The organism is Bacillus sp. FJAT-27225 (assembly GCF_001685025.1).
Classification (GTDB): Bacteria; Bacillota; Bacilli; order Bacillales; family Cytobacillaceae; genus Bacillus_D.
Genome location: NZ_MAYU01000021.1, coordinates 1 through 23,155, shown reverse-complemented (window position 1 = coordinate 23,155; position 23,155 = coordinate 1). Strand labels below are relative to the sequence as shown.

The following is a 23,155-nucleotide window of genomic DNA, read 5'->3' as shown; positions in this document are numbered from 1 at the left end:
TGAAGGTTTTTACTAGATTTGTTTTTCTGAAAAGTGTTTATTTCCTATTTATTTATCAGTCGAAAAGTGTTATAGTATTGTCGATTAGTAGGAATGATTATACATCAGATGTCTGATGTCTTAAGAAAAAACTGGAGGTACCTGCATGTCAATCAAGGCAGATAACCGTCACTTATATTTACAAGTAATTGACCGGTTAAAGCAAGACATTGAAGAAGGAGTATATAAAGAAAGACAAAAACTCCCTTCTGAATTCGATCTTGCCAAACATCTAGGAGTAAGCAGGGCAACACTTCGGGAAGCGTTGCGCATACTCGAGGAAGAAAACGTTATCATTCGCCGGCATGGTGTCGGAACGTTTGTTAATGCGAAACCCCTGTTTAGTTCCGGTATCGAGCAGCTTAGCTCGGTCACGGATATGATTCTGCAGGCAGGCATGAAACCAGGCACAATTTTCTTGAGTTCATCAACTCAGATGCCAGGAGAGGAAGACATTCGCCGATTTTCATTTACCCAGGATGAGGAAATCGTCGTGACCGAGAGGGTAAGGACCGCAAACGGAGAACCAGTTGTCTATTGTATAGACAAAGTTCCGGAGCGCATTCTGCCAGAAGCTTTCTCGCATAAAGAGGAATCGCTTTTCTCGATATTGGAGAATGAAGCGGGCCGGAGGATTACATACGCGGTTGCCCAAATCGAACCATTAGGCTACCACGATAAAATTTCTCCCATCCTTGAATGTGAACCCGAGACTGCGATGTTTGTTCTAAAACAGATGCATTTCGATGAGGCGGATGAACCAGTTCTCTATTCGGTGAATTATTTCAAAGCAGACAAGTTCAGCTTCAAAGTCTTAAGAAAAAGATTTTAATACTGGGCAAGTTGCAAGTAATTAGTTTCACATTCCTGCTAAATCACAAAATCTATAGGGGGTTCCAACCTTGAAAAAGCGTAAATTTGGTTTGGCTATGTCGTTGCTGTTATCTGCTAGCATGCTATTGGCAGCTTGCGGTTCGGATGAGAGCAATGGGGGTACTGGCAATGGCGGCAAGAAAAACGATTTAAAAGTCGGCATGGTCACTGACGCTGGTACAATCGATGATAAATCATTTAACCAAGGTACTTGGGAAGGTATCAAAAAAGCTGAGGAAGAGTTCGGTGTACAGACAAAATATCTGAAGCCAGCAGGAACAACTGAAGCTGAATACCTGAAGGAAATAGGTAACCTTTATGATGCTGGATACAAGTTTATCGTAGCTCCTGGCTTTAAATTTGAAACTGCTATATTCCAGGCACAGGAAAAATATAAAGATGCAAAATTCGTCATTCTTGACGGAAACCCACATTCAGGTGATTTTAAGCCAGTAGTTGCTAAAAATACAGTGGCTGTTTTCTTTGCTGAGCATGAGGCAGGCTTCCTAGCTGGTGTTGCGGCTGCAAACCAGCTAAAAGAAGGCGACGTTGGTTTCATAGGCGGTATGGAAATTCCTGCTGTACAGAAATTCAACTGGGGCTTCCAGCAAGGCATTAAGTATGCAAATGATAACCTGGGCACAAAAATGACAATCAAGCCTGAAAACGTCCTATATCAAGGTTCTTTCGACAACGTGGCTGCAGGACAGCAAATCGCTGCCCAAATGTATGACCGTGGGGTCAAAGCTATTTTCGCTGCTGCTGGCGGCGTTGGTGTTGGTGCGATTAACGAAGCCAAACAGCGTGCCGGTGCTGGTGAAGAAGTTTGGATTATCGGTGTAGACAGTGACCAGTATGAAGATGGAAAAGGTAAGGATGGTAAATCAGTAATCCTAACATCCGCTATGAAGAAGCTTGACCAAGTTGCGATTGATATGATCAAGGATGAATTGGACGGCAAGTTCAAAGGTGGCGAAACTCTTACTTTTGACGCGAAGAACGATGGTATCGGACTCCCTGAAGAAAACCCTAACTTAAACGATGATACGAAAGCTAAGGTTAAAGAAGTTTACGAAAAGATTAAATCAGGTGAAATCACTGTTGCTGACGAGCAAGGCTCTTTAATCAAGTAAATGACAAATGCAAAGGAGACGGGCACGTTCCGTCTCTTTTGTATCTAAGTCTATATAACCCATTGGAAAAGCTGGTAATGATTTATAATTACTGAAAAAAATAGGGGACCCCTATTTCAATAAAGGAACAGATGACTCAGATGAGGTGGGTGTTACAATGAGTTATGTAGTTGAAATGCTGAATATCCGCAAGGAATTTCCGGGAATAGTGGCAAATGACAATATTACATTGACTCTGAAGCAGGGGGAAATACATGCTCTGCTTGGTGAGAACGGTGCGGGTAAGTCGACTCTTATGGGTGTGCTTTTCGGGATGTACCAGCCGGAAAAGGGAATTATTAAAGTCCGCGGCAAAGAAGTGAAAATTACCAATCCGAATGTCGCCAACCGTTTGGGAATTGGGATGGTGCATCAGCACTTTAAACTTGTTGATAATTTTACAGTTACTGAAAACATTATTCTTGGCAGTGAGCCTCTAAAAGGCATCGTGCTCGATATTGACCGCGCTGCCAAAAGAATAGAAGAACTTTCAAAGCGGTATGGTTTGAATGTTGACCCGCATGCAAAAATCGAGGATATCTCCGTAGGGATGCAGCAGAGGGTTGAAATCATGAAAATGCTGTATCGTGAAGCGGAAGTTCTGATTTTTGATGAACCTACGGCTGTATTAACCCCAGCTGAAATCGATGAATTGATGAAGATTATGCGCAACCTAATCAAGGAAGGCAAATCAATCATCATTATTACACATAAGCTGAAAGAAATAAAGGCGGTTGCTGACCGGTGTACGGTTATTCGCAGGGGAAAAGGGATTGGCACTGTTAATGTAGCTGAAGCAAGCGAAGCGAGCCTCGCCGAGATGATGGTAGGGCGCCGTGTATCCTTTGCGGTTGATAAAGCCGAAAGCAAACCGGGGGAGACAGTCTTAAAAGTTAACGATCTTTCCGTCAACAGCAACAGAAAAGTATTGGGCTTAAAGAATTTCTCACTGGAAGTCCGGGCAGGAGAAATCGTTGGCATCGCCGGAGTTGAAGGAAACGGCCAGACCGAGCTTGTCGAGGCGATAACTGGCCTTAGAAAAGCCGAATCAGGCAAGATTGAGTTACTCGGAAAAGACATAACAAACGTACCTATAAGGGAAAGAATTGAATCAGGCATTGGACATATCCCGGAAGACAGGCAAAAGCGGGGGCTGGTTCTTGACTACACCCTGCAGTCCAATATGGTTCTTGAAATTTATAACAAGCCGCCATTTTCCAAAAAAGGCTTATTGAATGAGTCGGCAATGCGGAAGTATGCAGATACTATTATGCAGAATTTTGATGTGCGAGCGGGTGAAGGTGCCGGATCAAGAGCGAGGACTCTTTCAGGTGGCAACCAGCAAAAAGCAATCATCGGAAGGGAAATGGAACTGAACCCGAAGCTGCTAATTGCTGTCCAGCCAACTCGCGGCCTCGATGTAGGCTCCATTGAATACATTCATAAAAGGCTGATCGAACACAGGGATAATGGCAATGCAGTACTTCTCGTTTCCTTGGAGTTGGATGAGGTATTGAAACTTTCCGACCGAATTGCCATTGTCAACAATGGAAACTTGATCGGCATAGTAAATGCCTCCGAAACCGATGAAAATGAAGTGGGCCTGATGATGGCAGGGGTAAGTAAGGAGAGAGGCAAATGAGAAATACCATAGTTTCATTAATTGCAATAGCTTTGGGTCTCGTTGCTGGAGGAATATTGATGCTCTTCATCGGTGCAAACCCATTTGAGGGGTATGCATATTTATTCCAGGGGGCACTAAAGAATATTCAACGGATAGGGGATACACTCGCTACAGCTACACCCCTTATCTTTACCGGTCTTTCAGTAGCCTTTGCATTTAAAACGGGACTGTTTAACATCGGTGCCGCAGGCCAAATGCTAATCGGGGGCCTTTGTGCAACTGCAGTTGGTCTGACATTTGACTTCTCAAGGCCGGTTCTTCTATTGCTGATGATTTTTGCCGGCTTAATTGGTGGAGCATTATGGGCTTTCATCCCAGGTTTGCTCAAGGCAAAATTTAATGTTCATGAAGTTGTATCAACGATTATGATGAACTGGGTTGCATATTGGACTGTTTACTATACCGTCCCTGGCTATTTTAAAGGAGAATTCCTTGAAACAGAATCACGGAAACTCCCAGACGCGGCAACATTGAAAGCTCCATTTTTAACTGAAATGTTCCAGGGATCCTATATTAACCTTGGCCTTTTCCTTGGAGTACTTGCTGTTATCATTATTTGGTTCATTATTGAAAAAACGACCCTGGGCTTTGAATTGAAGGCTGTAGGGTTTAACAGGTTTGCTGCAGAGTATGCGGGCATGAAAGTAAACAGGAATATTATCCTTTCCATGCTGATTGCAGGTGGTCTGGCAGGTCTTGGCGGTGTTGCTATGTACACTGGTAATGCTTCCAGCATGCAAATCGGCATTCTTCCTGCACAGGGGTACGATGGTATAGCGGTTTCACTGCTGGCAAACAACCATCCAATCGGCGTCTTTTTCGCAGCTGTTTTCTTTGGTTTACTTTATTCAGGAACCGGCTTTATGAATGCGATGACCGAAATCCCGCCTGAACTGGCAAATACCATCATTGCTATCATCATTTATTTCGCAGCAACAAGTATTTTGATTGAACGTTTGGTAAATAAATTCATGAAAAATAAGAATAACAAAAAAGCAATGGATGCTCCTGCACCAGGGAAAGGGGAGCTATAAAATGTGGACAATCATTGAACAGATTTTTCCATATGCGATTGTATTTACTATTCCTCTTCTCATAACTGCATTAGGCGGGCTTTTCAGTGAACGAAGCGGTGTTGTAAACATTGCACTTGAAGGGCTAATGGTCTTTGGAGCATTTGCGAGTGCCCTGACAGTTTACTATTTGAATGGAACAATGAATCATACTGCGGTTCTATGGATTGGTCTATTGGCGGCAGTTGTTCTTGGCATGCTAGTTTCTTTGCTGCATGCATTTGCAAGTATCAATTTGAACGCAAACCAAATCATTAGTGGTACAGCAATCAACTTGATTGCAACCGCATTAACAATCTTTTTGGCAAGGAATATCACCGGCAGTGGAAATATCAGGGTAACGACTGGGTTTGCACCAAAAAATGTTCCTGGATTATCTGATATTCCAATTATCGGAGATTTATTCTTCACTAAAACCTATTCAACCACATGGTTTATTTTGGTTGTTTTAGTCATAAGCTGGTTTGTCTTGTATAAAACAAAGTTTGGCCTTCGCCTCCGGTCATGTGGTGAGTATCCACAGGCGGCGGAAGCTGCAGGTGTAAATGTAAGGCGGGTCCGCTACAGCGGTGTTTTAATCTCGGGTGCATTCGGCGGCCTTGGCGGAGCATTGATTACACTGACATATGCCGGGGAATTTACCGGTACCGTTTCTGGGCTTGGCTTCCTTGCTCTAGCTGCACTAATCTTTGGACAATGGCGACCATTTGGTGTACTCGCCGCAGCCTTCTTCTTTGGTTTTGCGAGTACAATTGCCAATGTATCACAGGTAATACCTGAACTGTCTGTTATTCCGCCAATCCTATTAAAGATTTTCCCTTATGTGGTAACTTTGATTGCACTGGTATTATTCTCAAAAACCTCCCAGGCACCAAAGGCTGCAGGCGAACCATTCGACTCAGGAAAGAGATAATATGTTTAGAAACCTTCTGCGTTTGCAGAGGGTTTTTTTAGTTATACGAATAAATAAAGCAATGGGGTAGTTTTATCTAGAACTGCTAGTGCAACAATTTCCGTATTAAAAGGTAAAAGTTCGTCCTAGGAGGGGATACAATTTCTGTTTTCTGGATGGAAAAGGAATAAGTGATCCCTTGGACAAGCATGAATTCCTGTATACGACTTAAAGAGTGTGATTCATTTTTGGGTAACATCACCGATTAATAGCGGGATATAAACAAAATAAGTTCATATATATAAGCAGATTGCTTAAATTTGTTAGGCTGACAATTTATAGTTAGAATATATTATAATTACCAGGCAAAAAATAAATACTATTGAATGCCGATAAAGTGAAACTTCACTCAGTGGGGTCTTCATCCCCCCACTGATTGTTAGTCCCGTTCTATTGCCGCTAATTCGCCAAAGAACGGCGACTAAGCGGCAATACGAACCCGATTGGTTCAACTAAGCCGCTATAGTTCCAGCGGCCAGTTTCACTGTATTTCACCAATCGGGCTTTTACGGGCTGTTATCCCCCAACTACGCTTCATCGATTCCCAAGACTTTAGGTGGGGGTCTTACAGCCCGTTAATGCGGGATAAACTTGTAGATTCCTTATAAAGGAGGATTTTAATGGCCGTCTTGTCAGAAAAAACAATCCCGATGCAGGGGTATAAACTGCACATTGCTAAAACAAGCAAATACAAAACCAATGCACTTGTATTTAAAATGAAAGCCCCATTAAACAGAGAGGATGCAACAGCCAGGGCACTTATCCCATATGTTTTACAAAGTTCCTCCGCAGCGTTTCCAACTACAGCGAAGCTAAGATCGTATTTGGATAACCTGTATGGAGCTGTTTTTTATGTTGATTTGGCCAAGAAAGGCGATTACCATATTATTTCCTTTTTTGTTGAAATAGCCAATGAAAAATTTCTTGCAGACTCCTCACCTCTGCTAAGAAAAGGATTTGAGTTTTTAAGAGAAATTATCCTCAATCCGCTTTTAGACGGGAACGGCTTTAACGGTGCCACGGTTGATAAAGAAAAGCGCACCCACAAACAGAGAATCCAATCTGCTTTTGATGATAAGATGCGTTATTCCAACCTCAGGCTCGTTGAAGAGATGTGCAAGGATGAAGCATATGCTGTCAATGTGCACGGTACATTGGAGGATGTTGATAAGATAACGCCGCAAAGCCTTTATAGCGAATACCAAAGGGCGCTGGATGAGGATGAGCTGGACTTGTATGTTGTGGGCGATATTGATGAACAGGAAGTGAAGTCGCTTGCTGGCGAACTCTTTACTTTTAAACCAAGGCAGCCTAAACATCCGGGAGAGCGGTCAATTGGAAAAAAGGAAAAAGAACAAGTTATCAAGGAAGTTCAAAATGTAAAGCAGGGTAAACTGAACATTGGTTATCGTACAAACACACTGTATGGTGACAAAGACTATTCTGCCCTTCAGGTATTTAACGGAATTTTTGGCGGCTTTTCACATTCCAAGCTCTTTATCAATGTCCGTGAAAAAGCAAGCCTTGCATATTATGCCGCAAGCCGGCTGGAGAGCCATAAAGGGCTTTTAATGGTTATGTCTGGAATCGATATAAATCACTTTGATAAAGCTGTTGGAATTATTAAAGAGCAGATGGATGAAATGAAAAAAGGCAATTTTTCAGATGCGGAACTCGAACAGACCAAAGCAGTCATTGTTAACCAGATTTTAGAAACCATTGATACGAATAGAGGCATTGTTGAAATTCTGTATCATAATGTGGTCGCGGGAGTGGAGCTGACTCTTGATGAGTGGATTGATGGAATGAAAGCGGCCACTCGTGAAGAAATTGTGGAAGTTGGACAAAAAGTCGATCTTGATACAATATACTTCCTGACGGGAAAGGAGGAGTCCGGGCATGAAGAAAATTGAGTTCAGCCAGTTAAAGGAAGAACTTTTTTATGAGAAGCTTCCTAATGGACTGGATGTTTATATCCTTCCAAAACAAGGTTTTAACAAAACGTATGCGACATTTACAACAAAGTACGGGTCAATTGACAATACATTTAAACCCCCCGGCAAGAATGAGTTTGTAATAGTTCCTGACGGTATAGCTCATTTTCTTGAACATAAATTGTTTGAAAAGGAAGACGGGGACGTGTTTCAGCAATTCAGCAGACAAGGGGCATCCGCAAACGCATTTACGTCCTTTACAAGAACCGCCTATTTGTTTTCTAGTACCTCGAGGGTTGAAGAAAACCTGGAGACATTGATGGATTTTGTCCAGGAACCGTATTTTTCGGAAAAGACCGTTGAGAAGGAAAAAGGGATTATCGGCCAGGAAATCACGATGTATGATGACAATCCGGACTGGCGCCTTTACTTTGGCCTCATAGAAAATATGTACCACGACCATCCGGTGAAAATCGATATTGCTGGTACAATCGAATCCATTGCCAAGATTGATAAGGATATGCTGTATGAATGTTATAGCACGTTTTATCATCCTTCAAATATGCTTCTTTTCGTTGTTGGCCCGGTCGAGCCCGAAAAAATGATGGCTCAAATCAAGAATAACCAGGGGAAAAAACAGTTCGATTCAAGAAACGAGATAGAGAGGAATTTTGAACCTGAGGCAGCAGGTGTATCAAAGGCTAAGCAAGTTCTTGAAATGAACGTCCAGACTCCAAAATGTCTTGTGGGATTAAAGGCTCTAAATGTTGATACAAACGGAGAAGAAATGCTGGCCCAGGAACTATCCATGAATCTGCTGCTCGATATTCTCTTTGGTAAAAGCTCGGATAATTATGCTCGCCTTTACGATGAAGGCCTTATTGATGAGACCTTCTCCTTCGACTATACGCAGGAACAGGGTTTCGGCTTCGCTATGGTAGGCGGTGATACATCAAGGCCTGATGATCTGGCCGATGCCTTGAAGAAAGTTTTACAGGCAGCAAAGGATGGAACAATTGAATCAGAACAGCTCGAACGGGCAAAACGTAAGAAAATTGGTTCGTTTTTAAGAGCGATTAACTCTCCCGAATTCATAGCAAATCAATTTACCCGTTATGCTTTTAATGAGATGGATCTTTTCGCTGTTGTTCCTGTTCTTGAAAAAATAACCTTGGAGGATATTCAGAAAGTATCCCGGGAACTTTTTTCAGAAGAACGTTTTTCGGTGTGCCAGGTTGTCCCATTGGCCAAGTAAAAGAGTAATCGAAAAGCGCCATGGTTGGCGCTTTTCCTTATTTAAAGAAAAACTGAATATATTCCATTCGAAAAAATGGCATGCACTGCCTAAAAGAGTGCAGGCAACAATATAAGGGTGAGGATTGTGAAGAAGTTTGCATTAATTACAGGCGCAAGTGGTGGAATCGGCATGGCAACAGCAAGGGAACTCGCGAAAAACGGTTATAATCTGTATCTCCATTACAATTCAAATGAAGGCCATATTAAAGACCTTATTGAAGAGCTTTCTGGATTAGGTGGCGAGTATCTGGCTGTTAAAGCGGATTTTACACAAACTGCAGGATACAATGAACTAGTATCACACATTCAGAACCTTGATGCAATCATCCATTGCAGCGGCAACAGTGTATATGGTTTGCTGCAGGATTTGGCTGATACAGAAATTCAGTACTTATTGAATATCCACGTTATGAACCCTATTTTGCTGACAAGGGCCCTCCTTCCAAAACTGCTTGCGAAAAAAACTGGCAATATTGTAATGGTTTCATCAATTTGGGGACAGGAAGGTGCGGCATGCGAGGCTGCGTATTCGGCTGCAAAAGGCGCACAAATCGCTTTTGTTAAAGCACTGGGCAAGGAGCTTGCCCCCAGCGGAATAAGAGTTAATGCGGTCGCTCCTGGTGCAGTCAGGACAGGGATGCTCGGCGGATTTAGTCCCGATGAGCTGGAGGCTATTTCCCTTGATATCCCGATGGGAAGGCTGGCCGAACCAGAAGAAATCGCAAAAGGAATCGCATTTCTAATATCGGACCATGCCACGTACATAACAGGCCACGTCCTCTCCATCAATGGCGGCTGGCATACGTAGGTTAAAAGGGACGGTTCTCGTTTGCCAATTCGCAACCCAGACCGTCCCTGATTTAAAAAAAGAATGCATAGGCAATTGGCTCTCCCGGCAAACTAATTGTGTAGTATTGAAAAGGAGGGGTTAAATAATGTCTGTACTCGACAACTGGAAACAGTGGGAAGACTTTCTTGCTGACAGGCTCCATCAAGCACAGGACCAGGGAATGAACAAAGAAGTGGTTTCAGATCTGGCTTACCAAATCGGTGATTATCTTGCTAATCAGGTTGAGCCTAAGAACGAGCAGGAACGCATCCTTGCCGACCTTTGGTCTGTAGCTGATAAGGATGAACAGCATGCCATTGCAAATATGATGGTAAAGCTCGTCCAAAATAACGGAACCCGCTAAAAGAGAGGACCCTCCTCTCTTTTTTTTTGTAAATAAATCTTAAACTTCTCACTTTTGGCCATTTTAAGGTATTACTGCTGCCCTAGTGAATATTCATATTTAGATGGTTTTTCCTTTCTCTTTACTTTAAAATCATTTAATATAGGGATAGATAAATTATGATGAATTTTGTCAGAAGTTCGGGCAGGAGGTACATATGGCAAAGAAAGAGTGGTACGTAGAGTACGAAATCACCAAAAACCGCCCTGGTCTTCTGGGCGATATATCCTCCCTCCTAGGCATGCTTTCTATAAACATCATCACGATAAATGGGGTCGATCAAGGCAGGCGCGGGCTGTTGATCCTTGCCGACAACGATGACCAGATCCAAAGGCTTGAGTCAATTTTACATACGATGGATACAATAAAACTAATAAAGGTACGTGAACCGAAACTTCGCGATCGCCTTGCGGTCAGGCACGGACGCTATATTCAAAGGGATGCTGACGACAAAAAAACATTCAGGTTTGTAAGGAATGAATTAGGTTTGCTGGTCGATTTTATGGCTGAGCTGTTTAAACAGGATGGCCATAAGTTAATAGGAATTAGAGGCATGCCTAGAGTTGGCAAGACGGAATCGATTGTAGCGGCTAGTGTCTGTGCAAATAAGAGATGGCTGTTTGTATCGTCCACACTCCTTAAGCAAACAATCAGAAGCCAGCTCATTGAGGATGAATATAACGCAAACAACCTTTTTATTATTGATGGGATTGTCTCAACAAAAAGGGCAAACGAAAGGCATTGGCAGCTGGTGAGGGAAATTATGCGGCTGCCAGCCGTCAAGGTAATTGAGCATCCTGATATTTTTATCAGAAACTCTGAATATACAATGGATGATTTTGATTATATTATTGAACTCCGCAATGATGCCGATGAAGAAATAACGTATGACGTCGTTGATCTTAAGGATGGATTCCCGGCCTCGGATTTTGGAGATTTCGATTTTTAATCCGATGGACAGTAAGCCCCCACTTTAAGATTCCAAAAGTTTAACCAAAAAAGGGCAGGGGATCAACTTCAGGATGAGCCCGATTGTGAAATACGGTGAAACTGTTGCTGCGCGCTTTAATGCGGCATAGTTGCACCTATCGGGTTCGTAGTGCTGCTTGGTCACCGTAATTTGGCGTCTTAGCGGCTAAACGGGACAAACAATCGTTGGGGATGAGGAACCCCCGGCTGATTGAAGTTTCATTTTATACAGTTGGAAGGTGTTAGTATTGACAGAACTAGGTAACAGGCTGAAAGAAGCCAGGCTTGCAAAAGGACTAAGCCTTGATGATCTTCAAGCCGCAACTAAAATACAAAAGAGATACTTGGCTGGCATCGAGGAAGGCAATTATTCCAGTATGCCGGGGGACTTTTACGTCCGCGCATTTATAAAGCAATATGCAGAGGCAGTTGGGCTTGATCCCGATGAGATTTTCGATACATATGAGGCTGAAATTCCATCCCCGATGCGAAAAGACTTGCCAGAGCAGCTTTCACGCGTTAAATCCAGAAAAGGCCTTGCCGAAGGGAATTCGCGTATATTTGATGTTTTGCCTAAAATCCTGATTTGGGTGTTCATTATTGGTGCTGCAGCCCTCGTGTACTTCCTGGTACAGCACTATGCTGCAAACGATTCAGGTTCGAAGCCAAATGAAAATGATGCTCCACCAACTATTGTGGAAAAGGAAAAACCGGCAGACGATGGCAATACTGAAGAGGATGAAGCAGGAGAAGAAAATAAGGGTGGAGAAGATGGAGAGAGTGAAGAACCGGCTGAACCTGAAACTCCTGCCCAAGAGCTTGCTGTTGTCCAGGCAGCGGGAAAACAAACAACATATGAACTGAAAAATGCTGAAAAATTTGAAGTCAAAGTTGTTTCTACAGGAGAAACATGGGTAAACATAAAGAATGGCAATGGGAAATCTTTCTTCCAGGGGATGTTGGCCGTTAATGGAAAAAAGGCTGATCATACGGTCGATTTCACTAATGAGTCTGAAGCTGTAATCGTCGTCGGAAGGTCCGTTGATACAGAGATTTATGTGAATGGCCAGAAGCTTGAATATGCTGTTCCACCCACGGACCAGGTTCGTCAGGATATAACGATTCGCTATAGCAAGGAGGAACAATAGTCATCCATTGATGATGGCTATTTTTTCGCGCCTTAGATTTTATCCAACTTGGAGGAAAGAAAATGAATGTTCCTAATAAAATTACAATATCTAGAATTTTTCTCATTCCGTTATTTTTAATCATTATGCTCGTACCATTTAATTGGGGTGAGCTAAGCCTTTTGGGTACGGTACTTCCTGTAAACCATTTGGTTGGTGCTCTGCTATTCATTGTAGCTGCTTCGACTGACTGGGTAGATGGATACTATGCGAGGAAATACAAGCTTGTTACAAACATGGGGAAATTCCTCGATCCATTGGCTGATAAGCTGCTTGTATCAGCGGCATTGATTGTTCTGGTAGAGCTGCAATTGGCTCCTTCCTGGATTGTCATCATCATTATCAGCAGAGAATTTGCCGTTACAGGTTTGCGCCTTCTCCTAGTCGAAGGGGGAGAAGTCGTTGCCGCCAATATGCTAGGGAAAATAAAAACATGGGCACAGATTGTGGCAATCTCCGCGCTGTTGCTTCATAATATCATTTTTGAAATCATTGGATTTCCATTCGATGACATAGCTTTATGGGTTGCCTTGATCTTTACCGTCTGGTCAGGGTGGGATTATTTTTCCAAAAACCTGCATGTCTTTAAAAATTCAAAATAGACCCTACTTGAAGGTGTGATTGACAGTTGAATGCTGAAATCATTGCAGTTGGCTCTGAATTGCTGCTTGGGCAAATTAATAATACAAATGCAAGGTTCTTGTCTGGGCAGCTTGCCCTGATGGGGATTAACGTTTATTACCATACTGTTGTTGGTGATAATGCTGAACGATTTAAGAGTACTTTGCAAATTGCTGAATCACGTTCGGATTTAGTCATTGTGACGGGCGGACTGGGCCCCACAAAAGACGACCTGACAAAAGAGTCGGTTGCTTCTCATTTAAATACTGGCCTTGCTATGGATAAGCAGGCGATGGAATCAATTGAGCAGTTTTTCAAACGGACAGGCAGGGAAATGACTGAAAATAATAAGAAGCAAGCATTGGTTTTGGAAGGTGCCAAAGTCCTCCCGAATGACCATGGTATGGCTCCTGGCATGCTGTTCGATAAAAATGGAAAACTGTATATGCTTCTGCCGGGGCCGCCAAGGGAATTGGAGCCAATGTTCCTTACCTATGGTGTACCTGCCATTAAAGGCAAAATGGACAAGAATGAACATATTATCTCAAGAGTTCTCCGGTTTTTTGGGATTGGAGAGGCGCTTCTTGAGCATGAACTTGAGGATATTATCGATAGCCAGAGCAATCCTACGATTGCCCCTTTGGCATCCGATGGGGAAGTAGCACTGAGGATTACCGCAAAACATTCACTTCTGGAGGCAGCAATTGAGCTTCTTGATGAAATCGAAGAAAAAATACTTGCCCGGGTTGGAGAGTACTTTTACGGCTATGATGATACATCCCTTATGAATGAATTAGCCAAGCTTCTAAAGGAAAATAGTCAGACCATTTCCAGTGCGGAGAGTTTGACAGGTGGAATGTTCCAGCAAGAGTATACAAGCATTCCTGGCGCCGGAGGCAATCTGAAGGGCGGAGTGGTGTGTTATACGAATCAGGTCAAGGCTGAGGTTCTCCATGTCAAGAAAGAAACAATTGAAGAACATGGCGTTGTGAGTTCCCAATGCGCACGTGAGCTTGCTGAAAATGTAGCAAGACTCACCCATTCCGATATCGGGATAAGTTTTACGGGCGTTGCCGGCCCGGATGAACTGGAAGGGAAGCCGGTCGGTACTGTGTATATTGGAATTAGTATAAATGGCCAGCCAACCACTGCCGAAAAATTGAATCTTGGCGGCAATCGGGAAGCAAACCGGATTCGGACCGTAAAATACGGTTGCTATTTTCTCCTAAAGAGGTTAAAGGAAACGAAGGACGCCTAATTAAAGGCTCCTTCTTTTTTTAAAATAGAAATTTCAGTTTTCATGGAAAAATTGTTTTTCTGCATCCAAATGGAGTGAATAATAGTGGATTCTGCCACGCAAATCGGGTATTTCAATGGAAGAGAGCTATATAAAAAAACAGAATAGATGTTCGCTTTTTTGCTGGACAAAAGGGTTGAATAATAGTATATTATTAATAGAAGTAATTTGCTAGATTGTATCCAATCGCTTATGCTTTTATATATATGATCTTAAGGAGGAAACACAGTGAGTGATCGTCAAGCAGCCCTTGAAATGGCGTTAAAGCAGATTGAAAAGCAGTTCGGAAAAGGTTCAATTATGAAGCTTGGGGAAAAGACAGACACACAGATTTCCATTATATCAAGCGGATCCCTTACCCTTGATATTGCCCTTGGAGTTGGAGGATATCCACGCGGGCGTATTATTGAAATTTATGGACCTGAAAGTTCAGGTAAAACAACTGTTGCGCTTCATGCAATCGCTGAAGTCCAAGCAAAGGGAGGAACGGCTGCGTTCATTGATGCCGAGCATGCCCTTGACCCTGCTTATGCGCAAAAACTAGGCGTCAACATTGATGAGTTGTTGCTTTCCCAGCCTGATACAGGGGAGCAGGCTCTTGAAATTGCCGAAGCTCTTGTCCGCAGTGGGGCAGTTGACATCGTCGTGGTAGACTCTGTTGCGGCACTTGTACCAAAAGCTGAAATTGAAGGTGAGATGGGAGATGCCCATGTCGGTTTGCAGGCCCGCCTGATGTCCCAGGCTCTTCGAAAGCTTTCCGGTGCAATTAACAAGTCTAAAACAATCGCCATTTTTATTAACCAGATTCGTGAAAAGGTTGGCGTTATGTTCGGAAATCCGGAAACAACACCTGGGGGCCGTGCCCTAAAGTTCTATTCAACTGTCCGTCTGGAAGTGCGTCGTGCTGAAACCTTAAAGCAGGGTACTGAAATGATAGGAAACAAAACGAAGATCAAGGTAGTCAAAAACAAGGTTGCTCCTCCATTCCGGACTGCAGAAGTAGATATCATGTACGGTGAAGGAATTTCCCGTGAAGGGGAAATTGTTGATATTGGCTCGGACCTTGACATTGTCCAAAAGAGCGGTTCCTGGTACTCCTACAATGAGGAGCGTATTGGCCAGGGAAGGGAAAATGCCAAGACATTCCTTAGGGAAAACCCTGAAATCCGTGAAAAGGTCAAACAGCAAATCCGTGATCATTACAACCTCGACGGCGTGAAAGTGGTAAAAGAAGAGGAAGAGGACGATCCTGAACAATTTGAATTGATCGACTAACTATTATCAAGAAGGCAAAGCCGGTATGGCTTTGCTTTTTTATTTTAGAATAATTAGCTGCATTTATTGTTCTTTTTCCAGTTACTGTCATATTTATTGGTAATGAAAGGACAAACCCTTGACAATGAATATTGACAGCTATACAATTAAAAATGTATATTTTACATTTTTGGTAATTTTACATGTTAAAAGCCTTGGTGCTTGCTGTATGTTGAACACAATGTACATGCCGACACTTGAAAATGTAACAAAAGTTCATAGCAAGAGGAGGTGTAACGATGGACGTCATTGATATCATCTCCATTTTGCTTGGCCTATTCGTCGGTGCGGTTGTTGGCTATTTTATTCGTAAGTCCTTTGCGGAAAAGCAGATAGCTGGCGCAAAAAGTGTAGCGGAGCAAATTCTTGAAGACGCTAAACGCGATGCAGATGCCTCCAAGAAGGAAGCGCTTCTGGAAGCGAAGGATGAAATTCACAAGCTTCGGACTGAAGCAGAACGTGAGATTCGGGAACGAAGAAATGAACTGCAAAAACAAGAGAACCGGTTACTGCAAAGAGAAGAAAATTTGGACCGGAAGGATGATTCGCTGAACAAGCGTGAAACCCTTCTGGAGAAAAAGGATGATTCTCTAAACCAAAGACAACAGCATATTGAACAGATGGAAAGCAAAGTGGACGAGATGGTACGGGCCCAGAAAGCCGAGCTAGAAAGAATCTCGGGACTTACCCGAGAAGAAGCGAAGGCGATCATCCTGGATCATGCCGAAAAAGAACTTACGCATGATATGGCCATGATGATCAAAGAAACTGAAAACCGCGCGAAAGAAGAGGCGGATAAGAGGGCAAAGGAAATCCTCTCCCTCGCAATCCAGCGTTGCGCTGCAGACCATGTCGCTGAAACAACTGTTTCAGTAGTTAACTTGCCTAACGATGAGATGAAAGGCCGCATAATAGGCCGTGAGGGTAGGAATATACGTACCCTCGAAACGCTAACTGGTATTGACTTGATTATTGATGATACACCAGAAGCTGTCATCCTGTCAGGATTTGATCCGATCAGGCGGGAAACTGCCCGACTGGCACTGGATAAGCTGGTCCAGGACGGTAGGATCCATCCGGCGCGAATTGAAGAAATGGTGGACAAAGCACGCCGGGAGGTTGATGAGCATATCCGGGAAATCGGTGAGCAGACAACCTATGAAGTAGGGGTACATGGATTGCACCCTGATTTGATTAAGATTCTAGGACGATTGAAATTCCGTACAAGTTACGGCCAAAATGTCCTTAAGCACTCGATGGAAGTTGCTCAGCTTTCAGGGCTGTTAGCAGCTGAACTCGGTGAGGATGAGACATTGGCCCGACGTGCAGGTTTATTGCATGATATCGGCAAGGCTATTGACCATGAGGTCGAAGGCAGCCATGTTGAAATCGGCGTTGAGCTTGCAACTAAGTACAAAGAGCATCCAGTTGTTATCAACAGTATCGCTTCTCACCATGGGGACAAGGAACCTACATCCATTATTGCAGTCCTTGTTGCTGCCGCGGATGCATTGTCGGCAGCTAGACCGGGTGCCCGAAGTGAAACGCTTGAAAACTATATTCGACGCCTGGAAAAACTTGAGGAAATCTCCGAGTCATACGACGGTGTTGAAAAATCCTTTGCGATCCAGGCTGGCCGTGAAGTTCGTATCATGGTCAAACCTGAAGCGATTGATGACCTTGCAGCTCACAGGCTTGCCAGGGATATCCGAAAGAGGATTGAGGAAGAGCTCGATTATCCGGGTCATATAAAAGTGACGGTAATCCGTGAAACCCGGGCAGTAGAGTATGCAAAATAAGTAGTAAAGGACAGCATCCCTTTGGGTGCTGTCCTTTTTTGAATTTTGGATAACCATGAAACTTGTATGATACAATTGGGCGTAAAGACTAACTGAAGTGGAGAAGGAAAATGAACATATTATTTATTGGTGATGTTGTTGGCTCTCCAGGCCGAGAGATGGTAAAAGAGTATTTGCCTAAGCTTAAAGATAAGTATAGGCCGCATTTGACCGTTATAAACGGAGAAAATGCAGCTGCGGGTAGAGGGATTACCGAAGCAATCTATAAGAGTTTTCTAGAATGGGGCGGGCAGGCAGTTACGCTCGGTAATCATTCATGGGATAACCGTGATATTCTTGAATTCATCGATCGGGCCAAATATATGGTGCGTCCCGCAAATTTTCCGGAGGGTACACCTGGAAAGGGCATTGTTTATGTCAAACTAAATGATCTGGAATTAGCTGTCATTAACCTGCAGGGAAGGACATTTTTGCCTGCAATTGATTGCCCGTTCCGAAAGGCTGACGAGCTGATTAAGGAGGCTAGTACAAGGACTCCGTTTATTTTCGTTGATTTCCACGCCGAAGCCACGAGTGAAAAGCTCGCAATGGGCTGGTATCTTGATGGAAGGGTTTCTGCTGTTGTCGGGACCCATACTCATGTTCAGACTGCAGACAACCGAATTTTCCCGGGCGGTACAGCCTATATCACAGATGTTGGTATGACTGGGCCCTATGATGGCATTTTGGGGATGGAGCGTGAGGCTGTATTAAAACGCTTCCTAACATCCATGCCTGTCCGCTTTGAAGTTCCTAAGGAAGGCCCGGCTCAGCTGTCTGCTGTTTCAATTGAGCTAGACCGCAAAAACGGAAAAGCGAAAAAGATTGAACGGATTCTTGTTAATCCGGACCATCCTTTTTATTCATAAGAAGGATACAAAAATCCTCCCGGCGGGAATATGTCCCAATCGCCATGAATATAGTAACAATGGAATGATATATACCTGAACTGTCCATGAGCTGCTCATGCGGGATCGGGATTATACGAGGAGGAGCTAGGAATGGAAATATTAAAAGTTTCAGCAAAATCTAATCCTAATTCTGTAGCTGGTGCGCTTGCCGGGGTCCTGCGCGAAAGAGGCGGGGCGGAAATCCAGGCAATTGGTGCGGGCGCACTGAACCAGGCGGTAAAGGCAGTAGCGATTGCAAGAGGATTCGTAGCGCCTAGCGGTGTCGATTTAATTTGCATCCCTGCATTTACCGATATACTGATTGACGGTGAAGAACGGACTGCCATAAAATTAATTGTAGAACCTAGGTAAATCCTTTTATCGCTGGCTTGTATTTAAACTGCAACCCATGATTCAGCCTGCTTGTAACCTTCAAGCAGGTTTTTTAGCTAAAGGATTTATACTTTACTAACGGATAAGAAAAACTATGCCATTCGCCGATAAGACTGGCGAATGGCTGTTTTTATAATGAGTTACGCGATAAATATCCGAGGAGGCAAATTGTATGGCTATATTTGATGCCCATTGTGACGTGCTTTTGAAATTATTTGAAGACCCTTCAATAGAATTTAAAGATTCCGAAAAGCTTCAGGCAAATTTGACAGGGATGCGTAATTCCCATATTAAACTTCAAGTGTTCGCCATTTTTGTTCCACCTGAATTGAGGGCAGATCAGTCATTCACGGCTGCTTGTGAAATGGCAAAAATCTTTCATGAGAAAATTGTCGGTGAAACCAATGGTATTGTCCATGTAAAAAGTAAAGCTGACCTAGCTTCCCTTAATAAGAATCAAATAGGTGCGATGCTTGCTCTGGAAGGATGCGACCCGGTTGGAAAGGATATCAACAAATTGAAAGAAATTCTCGGGATGGGTGTATCATCAGTCGGACTTACCTGGAACTGGGCCAATGCAGTTGCCGATGGGGCGATGGAAGCGAGAGGTAGGGGATTAACGCCGTTTGGCCGGGAGGTTGTCGAGGTTTTAAATGAAACGAATACGTGGTGTGATGTATCTCATCTTTCGGAGAGAGGCTTTTGGGATGTTATGGAGATAGCCGAGTTCCCAATGGCTTCCCATTCCAATTCTTTTACAAAATGTCCTCACCCGCGAAATTTGAAGGATGACCAAATTAGGGCAATCATTAGGAGGGATACAGTAATGGGGATTACGTTTGTCCCTCATTTCCTTACTAAGGCTGGGAAAGCTACGATTTCCGATGTAATCCGCCACCTTGACCATGTATGCTCACTAGGAGGAGAGGACCACGTCGGATTTGGATCTGATTTTGATGGGATTGAAAAGACTGTAGAAGGGCTATCATCAGCATCCGAGTATGATAATTTAATTAATGAATTGCAAAAATATTATTCTGAAATACAAGTAACAAAATTTCTATATGAGAATATGAAAAAGCGGCTCCCGCAATAACCCTAATAAATCAGTCTTTTTTGTTGTGTCGGCATACATCAATAGTAAGAATATAGGTTTATTAAACTGAGTCTGAAAAAATATTCAAATTTTAGACAATATTATGCCATAAAGTGTTGCAATTTTTGTCACATAGGTCTAGAATTAAAACCGTTTAGTACCTGACGGACAGTGCTTTGCAAACGCTTAATTTGCAAGCGCATTTCTAGTGAATTATCTGAAAAAGTGCTAAACTTCAGTTGTAAGGTATAAACTATTATTTTTTTACATATCCAAAGGGGTGTAAAGGATGATTAATCAACTTTCTTGGAAAGTTGGAGGACAGCAAGGGGAAGGCATTGAAAGTACCGGAGAAATTTTTTCGATCGCGTTAAACAGGCTTGGTTACTACTTGTATGGCTACCGCCACTTTTCATCAAGGATTAAAGGCGGCCACACAAACAACAAAATCAGGGTTAGCACCACCCAAGTCAGATCGATTTCCGATGATCTTGATATATTGGTAGCTTTCGACCAGGAAACAATTGACTTAAACTACAAAGAATTGCACAACAATGGCGTGATTATTGCTGATGCAAAGTTCAATCCAAAAAAACCAGAAGACACCCAGGCTGTCATGTATTCCGTGCCCTTTACCGAAATTGCTACAGAGCTTGGCACTTCGCTTATGAAAAACATGGTTGCAATCGGTGCCACTACGGCGGTCCTCGATCTTGATATCGCGGTCTTTGAAGAAGTAGTTCGCGAGATTTTTGGCAGAAAGGGCGATCAGGTGGTCGCAAAGAACATGGATGCGATCCAGGCTGGCCATGATTTTATTACTGAACAGCTTGGCGGAGTTCGTACCATGGAGCTTGAAAAAGCTGATGGGAAAAAGAGGATGTTCATGATCGGTAACGATGCAATCGCTTTGGGAGCACTTGCCGGCGGCTGTCGTTTTATGGCTGCATACCCAATCACACCAGCATCAGAAATTATGGAATATCTAATTAAGAAACTTCCTGCTCTAGGCGGTACGGTCATCCAAACAGAGGATGAGATTGCTGCTGCTACAATGGCGATTGGTGCAAACTACGCCGGGGTTCGCGCCATTACTGCTTCTGCAGGTCCCGGTCTTTCACTAAAAATGGAAGCAATCGGCCTGGCCGGTATTACAGAAACTCCAATCGTTATTGTAGATACACAGCGTGGCGGCCCTTCAACCGGCCTTCCTACTAAACAGGAGCAATCCGACCTGATGCAGATGATTTATGGAACACACGGTGAAATTCCAAAAATCGTCTTTGCGCCAAGTACTGTTGAAGAAGCGTTTTATGATACAGCTGAGGCATTCAACCTTGCAGAAGAATATCAATGTCCAGTAATCATCCTTTCCGACCTTCAGCTATCGCTTGGAAAACAGACTGTGGAACCGCTGGATTTCAACAATGTGGAAATTCGCCGCGGCAAGCTGGTATCAGGAGAACTCCCTGAAATTGAAAACAAGGGCTACTTCAAGCGTTATGAAGTAACCGAAGATGGAGTATCACCACGTGTTATTCCGGGTATGAAAAATGGGATTCACCATGTTACCGGTGTTGAGCACGATGAAACAGGAAAGCCTTCCGAATCGGCAGCAAACAGAATTGCCCAGATGGATAAACGTTTCCGTAAAATTGCGAATGTCCGTTTTAATAAACCAGTTCATGTCAACGCACCACATGATGAAGCAGATTTGTTAATTGTAGGTTTCAACTCAACTAGGGGAGCCATTGAAGAAGCAATGGGACGCTTGTCTGCTGAAGGCCATAAAGTGAACCATGCACATGTTCGTCTTATTCACCCGTTTTCGGTAGATGAAATCCTTCCGCTTGTCCGTTCTGCGAAAAAGATTGTTGTTGTTGAAAACAATGCGACGGGGCAGCTTGCAAATATTATGAAGATGAACGTGGGACATGCCGAAAAGATGTTCAAGCTGTTGAAGTATGATGGCAATCCGTTCCTTCCTAATGAAATCTACACAAAAAGCAAGGAGTTGTTCTAAATGGCTACATTTAAGGAATTCCGTAATAATGTAAAACCAAACTGGTGCCCTGGCTGCGGCGATTTCTCCGTACAGGCAGCAATCCAGCGTGCAGCTGCCAATGTAGGGCTCGAGCCTGAACAACTCGCTGTAATATCCGGTATCGGCTGTTCCGGCCGTATTTCTGGTTATATAAATTCATACGGTTTCCACGGCATTCATGGTCGTGCTTTGCCTATCGCCCAGGGAGTAAAAATGGCAAACCGCGATTTGACTGTTTTGGCATCAGGTGGTGATGGGGACGGCTTTGCGATTGGAATGGGGCATACCATCCACGCTATCCGCCGGAATATTGACATTACCTACATTGTAATGGACAACCAGATCTATGGGTTGACAAAGGGGCAAACATCGCCAAGGTCGGCAACCGGCTTCAAAACAAAATCAACCCCGATGGGTTCGATTGAACAAGCCATCGCTCCTATGGAAATGGCTTTGACCGCGGGCGCAACATTCGTTGCCCAAAGCTTTTCGACTGACTTGAAGGACTTGACCGCTTTAATTGAAGCGGGCATTAAGCATAAAGGCTTTTCGTTAATTAACGTTTTCAGTCCGTGTGTAACCTATAACAAAGTCAATACGTATGATTGGTTTAAAGAGAACTTGACCAAACTTAGTGATATTGAAGGTTACGATGCAAACAACCGCGAATTGGCAATGCAAACTTTAATGAAGCACAACGGCCTTGTAACTGGCCTCATTTATCAAAATACCGAGCGCCAATCTTATCAGGAGTTAATAAACGGCTATTCTGCCGAGCCGCTTGCTAAAGCCGATCTTAACCTTGATCAGGATCATTTTGATAAGCTTGTTGCTGAGTTCATGTAATAGTATATACAAAGTATAGTTTAAAAACCCTCTGGCCGATTAAGGAACTGGCCAGGGGGTTTTGCTATATATAAGGAAGAGTGAAGGGCCATTCTCTGTAAGTGAATGAATAGAAGGGATTGGGATGGCCTTGGTTTCTGTGGTTGGTTGATTATGATTGGAAATATTTATGCATTGAGTAACCTATTGAGGAAGTGGTATTATGATTTAGCTGCTTCGTTAGCGGCTAAAAAATCTGAAGGAAATAAAAAAACTTATTGACTTCTAATGATTCGTAATGTTATTATATTAAATGTTGCTGTTAACGATTTGAAAAAAACGTTGACATATCGCGACGGAAGTTATATAATAATAAAGTTGTTCCTTGAAAACTAAACAAACAAGCGTCAACAAACAATAATATGA

Annotated in this window: 20 protein-coding genes; all 20 read left to right on the top strand. The window is 43.2% G+C overall.

Going from position 1 to position 23,155, the window contains the following annotated elements; genetic code table 11:
* The first annotated feature begins 145 nt into the window (after positions 1–145).
* The 20 genes from A8F94_RS12295 (at position 146) to A8F94_RS12200 (ending at position 22,750) form a co-directional block, all read left to right on the top strand.
* Complete coding sequence (locus tag A8F94_RS12295) at positions 146–871, top strand: GntR family transcriptional regulator (RefSeq protein ID WP_066200605.1); 726 nt, start codon at positions 146–148, stop codon at positions 869–871.
* A gap of 70 nt (positions 872–941) precedes the next feature.
* Entirely contained in the window at positions 942–2,045 is a 1,104-nt protein-coding gene (locus A8F94_RS12290) for a BMP family lipoprotein (RefSeq protein WP_066200602.1), read from the top strand.
* 157 nt (positions 2,046–2,202) lie between these two features.
* Complete coding sequence (locus A8F94_RS12285) at positions 2,203–3,726, top strand: ABC transporter ATP-binding protein (protein ID WP_066200599.1); 1,524 nt, start codon at positions 2,203–2,205, stop codon at positions 3,724–3,726.
* Complete coding sequence (locus A8F94_RS12280; protein WP_066200595.1) at positions 3,723–4,802, top strand: ABC transporter permease; 1,080 nt, start codon at positions 3,723–3,725, stop codon at positions 4,800–4,802. Before A8F94_RS12285 ends, A8F94_RS12280 begins: the two co-directional genes overlap by 4 nt.
* Position 4,803: 1 nt before the next feature.
* Positions 4,804–5,754 carry an ABC transporter permease gene (locus A8F94_RS12275; protein WP_066200592.1) on the top strand — a complete coding sequence of 317 codons (951 nt, stop codon included), beginning with the start codon at positions 4,804–4,806 and terminating at the stop codon, positions 5,752–5,754.
* Positions 5,755–6,413: 659 nt separating this feature from the next.
* Entirely contained in the window at positions 6,414–7,706 is a 1,293-nt protein-coding gene (yfmF, locus tag A8F94_RS12270; RefSeq protein WP_066200589.1) for an EF-P 5-aminopentanol modification-associated protein YfmF, read from the top strand.
* Positions 7,693–8,982: an EF-P 5-aminopentanol modification-associated protein YfmH gene (gene yfmH / locus A8F94_RS12265; protein ID WP_066200586.1), complete on the top strand. Its 1,290-nt coding sequence runs from the start codon at positions 7,693–7,695 to the stop codon at positions 8,980–8,982. The genes yfmF and yfmH overlap by 14 nt, the downstream gene beginning before the upstream one ends.
* A 126-nt stretch (positions 8,983–9,108) precedes the next feature.
* Positions 9,109–9,831, top strand: a complete 723-nt coding sequence (ymfI, locus tag A8F94_RS12260; protein WP_066200584.1) for an elongation factor P 5-aminopentanone reductase — start codon at positions 9,109–9,111, stop codon at positions 9,829–9,831.
* Positions 9,832–9,958: 127 nt separating this feature from the next.
* Positions 9,959–10,216, top strand: coding sequence for a DUF3243 domain-containing protein (locus A8F94_RS12255; RefSeq protein ID WP_066200581.1), 258 nt, complete (start codon positions 9,959–9,961; stop codon positions 10,214–10,216).
* Between the two features lie 196 nt (positions 10,217–10,412).
* Positions 10,413–11,204, top strand: coding sequence for a DUF3388 domain-containing protein (locus tag A8F94_RS12250; protein WP_066200578.1), 792 nt, complete (start codon positions 10,413–10,415; stop codon positions 11,202–11,204).
* Positions 11,205–11,463: 259 nt separating this feature from the next.
* Positions 11,464–12,372, top strand: a complete 909-nt coding sequence (locus A8F94_RS12245; RefSeq protein WP_368072786.1) for a helix-turn-helix domain-containing protein — start codon at positions 11,464–11,466, stop codon at positions 12,370–12,372.
* 62 nt (positions 12,373–12,434) lie between these two features.
* Positions 12,435–13,013 carry a CDP-diacylglycerol--glycerol-3-phosphate 3-phosphatidyltransferase gene (gene pgsA, locus A8F94_RS12240; protein ID WP_066200572.1) on the top strand — a complete coding sequence of 193 codons (579 nt, stop codon included), beginning with the start codon at positions 12,435–12,437 and terminating at the stop codon, positions 13,011–13,013.
* Positions 13,014–13,039: 26 nt separating this feature from the next.
* On the top strand, positions 13,040–14,290 hold the full coding sequence (locus A8F94_RS12235; protein ID WP_066200569.1) for a competence/damage-inducible protein A: 1,251 nt from the start codon (positions 13,040–13,042) through the stop codon (positions 14,288–14,290).
* A gap of 267 nt (positions 14,291–14,557) precedes the next feature.
* Entirely contained in the window at positions 14,558–15,604 is a 1,047-nt protein-coding gene (recA, locus tag A8F94_RS12230) for a recombinase RecA (protein WP_066200566.1), read from the top strand.
* A 278-nt stretch (positions 15,605–15,882) separates the two neighbouring features.
* Positions 15,883–17,442, top strand: a complete 1,560-nt coding sequence (gene rny / locus A8F94_RS12225) for a ribonuclease Y (RefSeq protein WP_066200563.1) — start codon at positions 15,883–15,885, stop codon at positions 17,440–17,442.
* Positions 17,443–17,552: 110 nt separating this feature from the next.
* Positions 17,553–18,350, top strand: coding sequence for a TIGR00282 family metallophosphoesterase (locus A8F94_RS12220; RefSeq protein ID WP_066200560.1), 798 nt, complete (start codon positions 17,553–17,555; stop codon positions 18,348–18,350).
* Between the two features lie 132 nt (positions 18,351–18,482).
* Positions 18,483–18,743 carry a stage V sporulation protein SpoVS gene (spoVS, locus tag A8F94_RS12215; protein WP_010193268.1) on the top strand — a complete coding sequence of 87 codons (261 nt, stop codon included), beginning with the start codon at positions 18,483–18,485 and terminating at the stop codon, positions 18,741–18,743.
* 193 nt (positions 18,744–18,936) lie between these two features.
* Complete coding sequence (locus tag A8F94_RS12210; protein ID WP_066200555.1) at positions 18,937–19,860, top strand: dipeptidase; 924 nt, start codon at positions 18,937–18,939, stop codon at positions 19,858–19,860.
* Between the two features lie 289 nt (positions 19,861–20,149).
* Positions 20,150–21,883, top strand: a complete 1,734-nt coding sequence (locus tag A8F94_RS12205; RefSeq protein ID WP_066200551.1) for a 2-oxoacid:acceptor oxidoreductase subunit alpha — start codon at positions 20,150–20,152, stop codon at positions 21,881–21,883.
* On the top strand, positions 21,884–22,750 hold the full coding sequence (locus tag A8F94_RS12200) for a 2-oxoacid:ferredoxin oxidoreductase subunit beta (protein ID WP_066200547.1): 867 nt from the start codon (positions 21,884–21,886) through the stop codon (positions 22,748–22,750).
* The last annotated feature ends 405 nt before the right edge of the window (positions 22,751–23,155 follow it).

Excerpts from the sequence above, each read along its gene's own strand:
- A8F94_RS12295 (WP_066200605.1), top strand. The coding sequence starts at position 146 with ATGTCAATCAAGGCAGATAACCGTCACTTATATTTACAAGTAATTGAC.
- A8F94_RS12285 (WP_066200599.1), top strand. The coding sequence starts at position 2,203 with ATGAGTTATGTAGTTGAAATGCTGAATATCCGCAAGGAATTTCCGGGA.
- A8F94_RS12280 (WP_066200595.1), top strand. The coding sequence starts at position 3,723 with ATGAGAAATACCATAGTTTCATTAATTGCAATAGCTTTGGGTCTCGTT.
- A8F94_RS12275 (WP_066200592.1), top strand. The coding sequence starts at position 4,804 with ATGTGGACAATCATTGAACAGATTTTTCCATATGCGATTGTATTTACT.
- yfmF (WP_066200589.1), top strand. The coding sequence starts at position 6,414 with ATGGCCGTCTTGTCAGAAAAAACAATCCCGATGCAGGGGTATAAACTG.
- yfmH (WP_066200586.1), top strand. The coding sequence starts at position 7,693 with ATGAAGAAAATTGAGTTCAGCCAGTTAAAGGAAGAACTTTTTTATGAG.
- A8F94_RS12255 (WP_066200581.1), top strand. The coding sequence starts at position 9,959 with ATGTCTGTACTCGACAACTGGAAACAGTGGGAAGACTTTCTTGCTGAC.
- A8F94_RS12250 (WP_066200578.1), top strand. The coding sequence starts at position 10,413 with ATGGCAAAGAAAGAGTGGTACGTAGAGTACGAAATCACCAAAAACCGC.
- pgsA (WP_066200572.1), top strand. The coding sequence starts at position 12,435 with ATGAATGTTCCTAATAAAATTACAATATCTAGAATTTTTCTCATTCCG.
- rny (WP_066200563.1), top strand. The coding sequence starts at position 15,883 with ATGGACGTCATTGATATCATCTCCATTTTGCTTGGCCTATTCGTCGGT.
- A8F94_RS12220 (WP_066200560.1), top strand. The coding sequence starts at position 17,553 with ATGAACATATTATTTATTGGTGATGTTGTTGGCTCTCCAGGCCGAGAG.
- spoVS (WP_010193268.1), top strand. The coding sequence starts at position 18,483 with ATGGAAATATTAAAAGTTTCAGCAAAATCTAATCCTAATTCTGTAGCT.
- A8F94_RS12210 (WP_066200555.1), top strand. The coding sequence starts at position 18,937 with ATGGCTATATTTGATGCCCATTGTGACGTGCTTTTGAAATTATTTGAA.
- A8F94_RS12205 (WP_066200551.1), top strand. The coding sequence starts at position 20,150 with ATGATTAATCAACTTTCTTGGAAAGTTGGAGGACAGCAAGGGGAAGGC.
- A8F94_RS12200 (WP_066200547.1), top strand. The coding sequence starts at position 21,884 with ATGGCTACATTTAAGGAATTCCGTAATAATGTAAAACCAAACTGGTGC.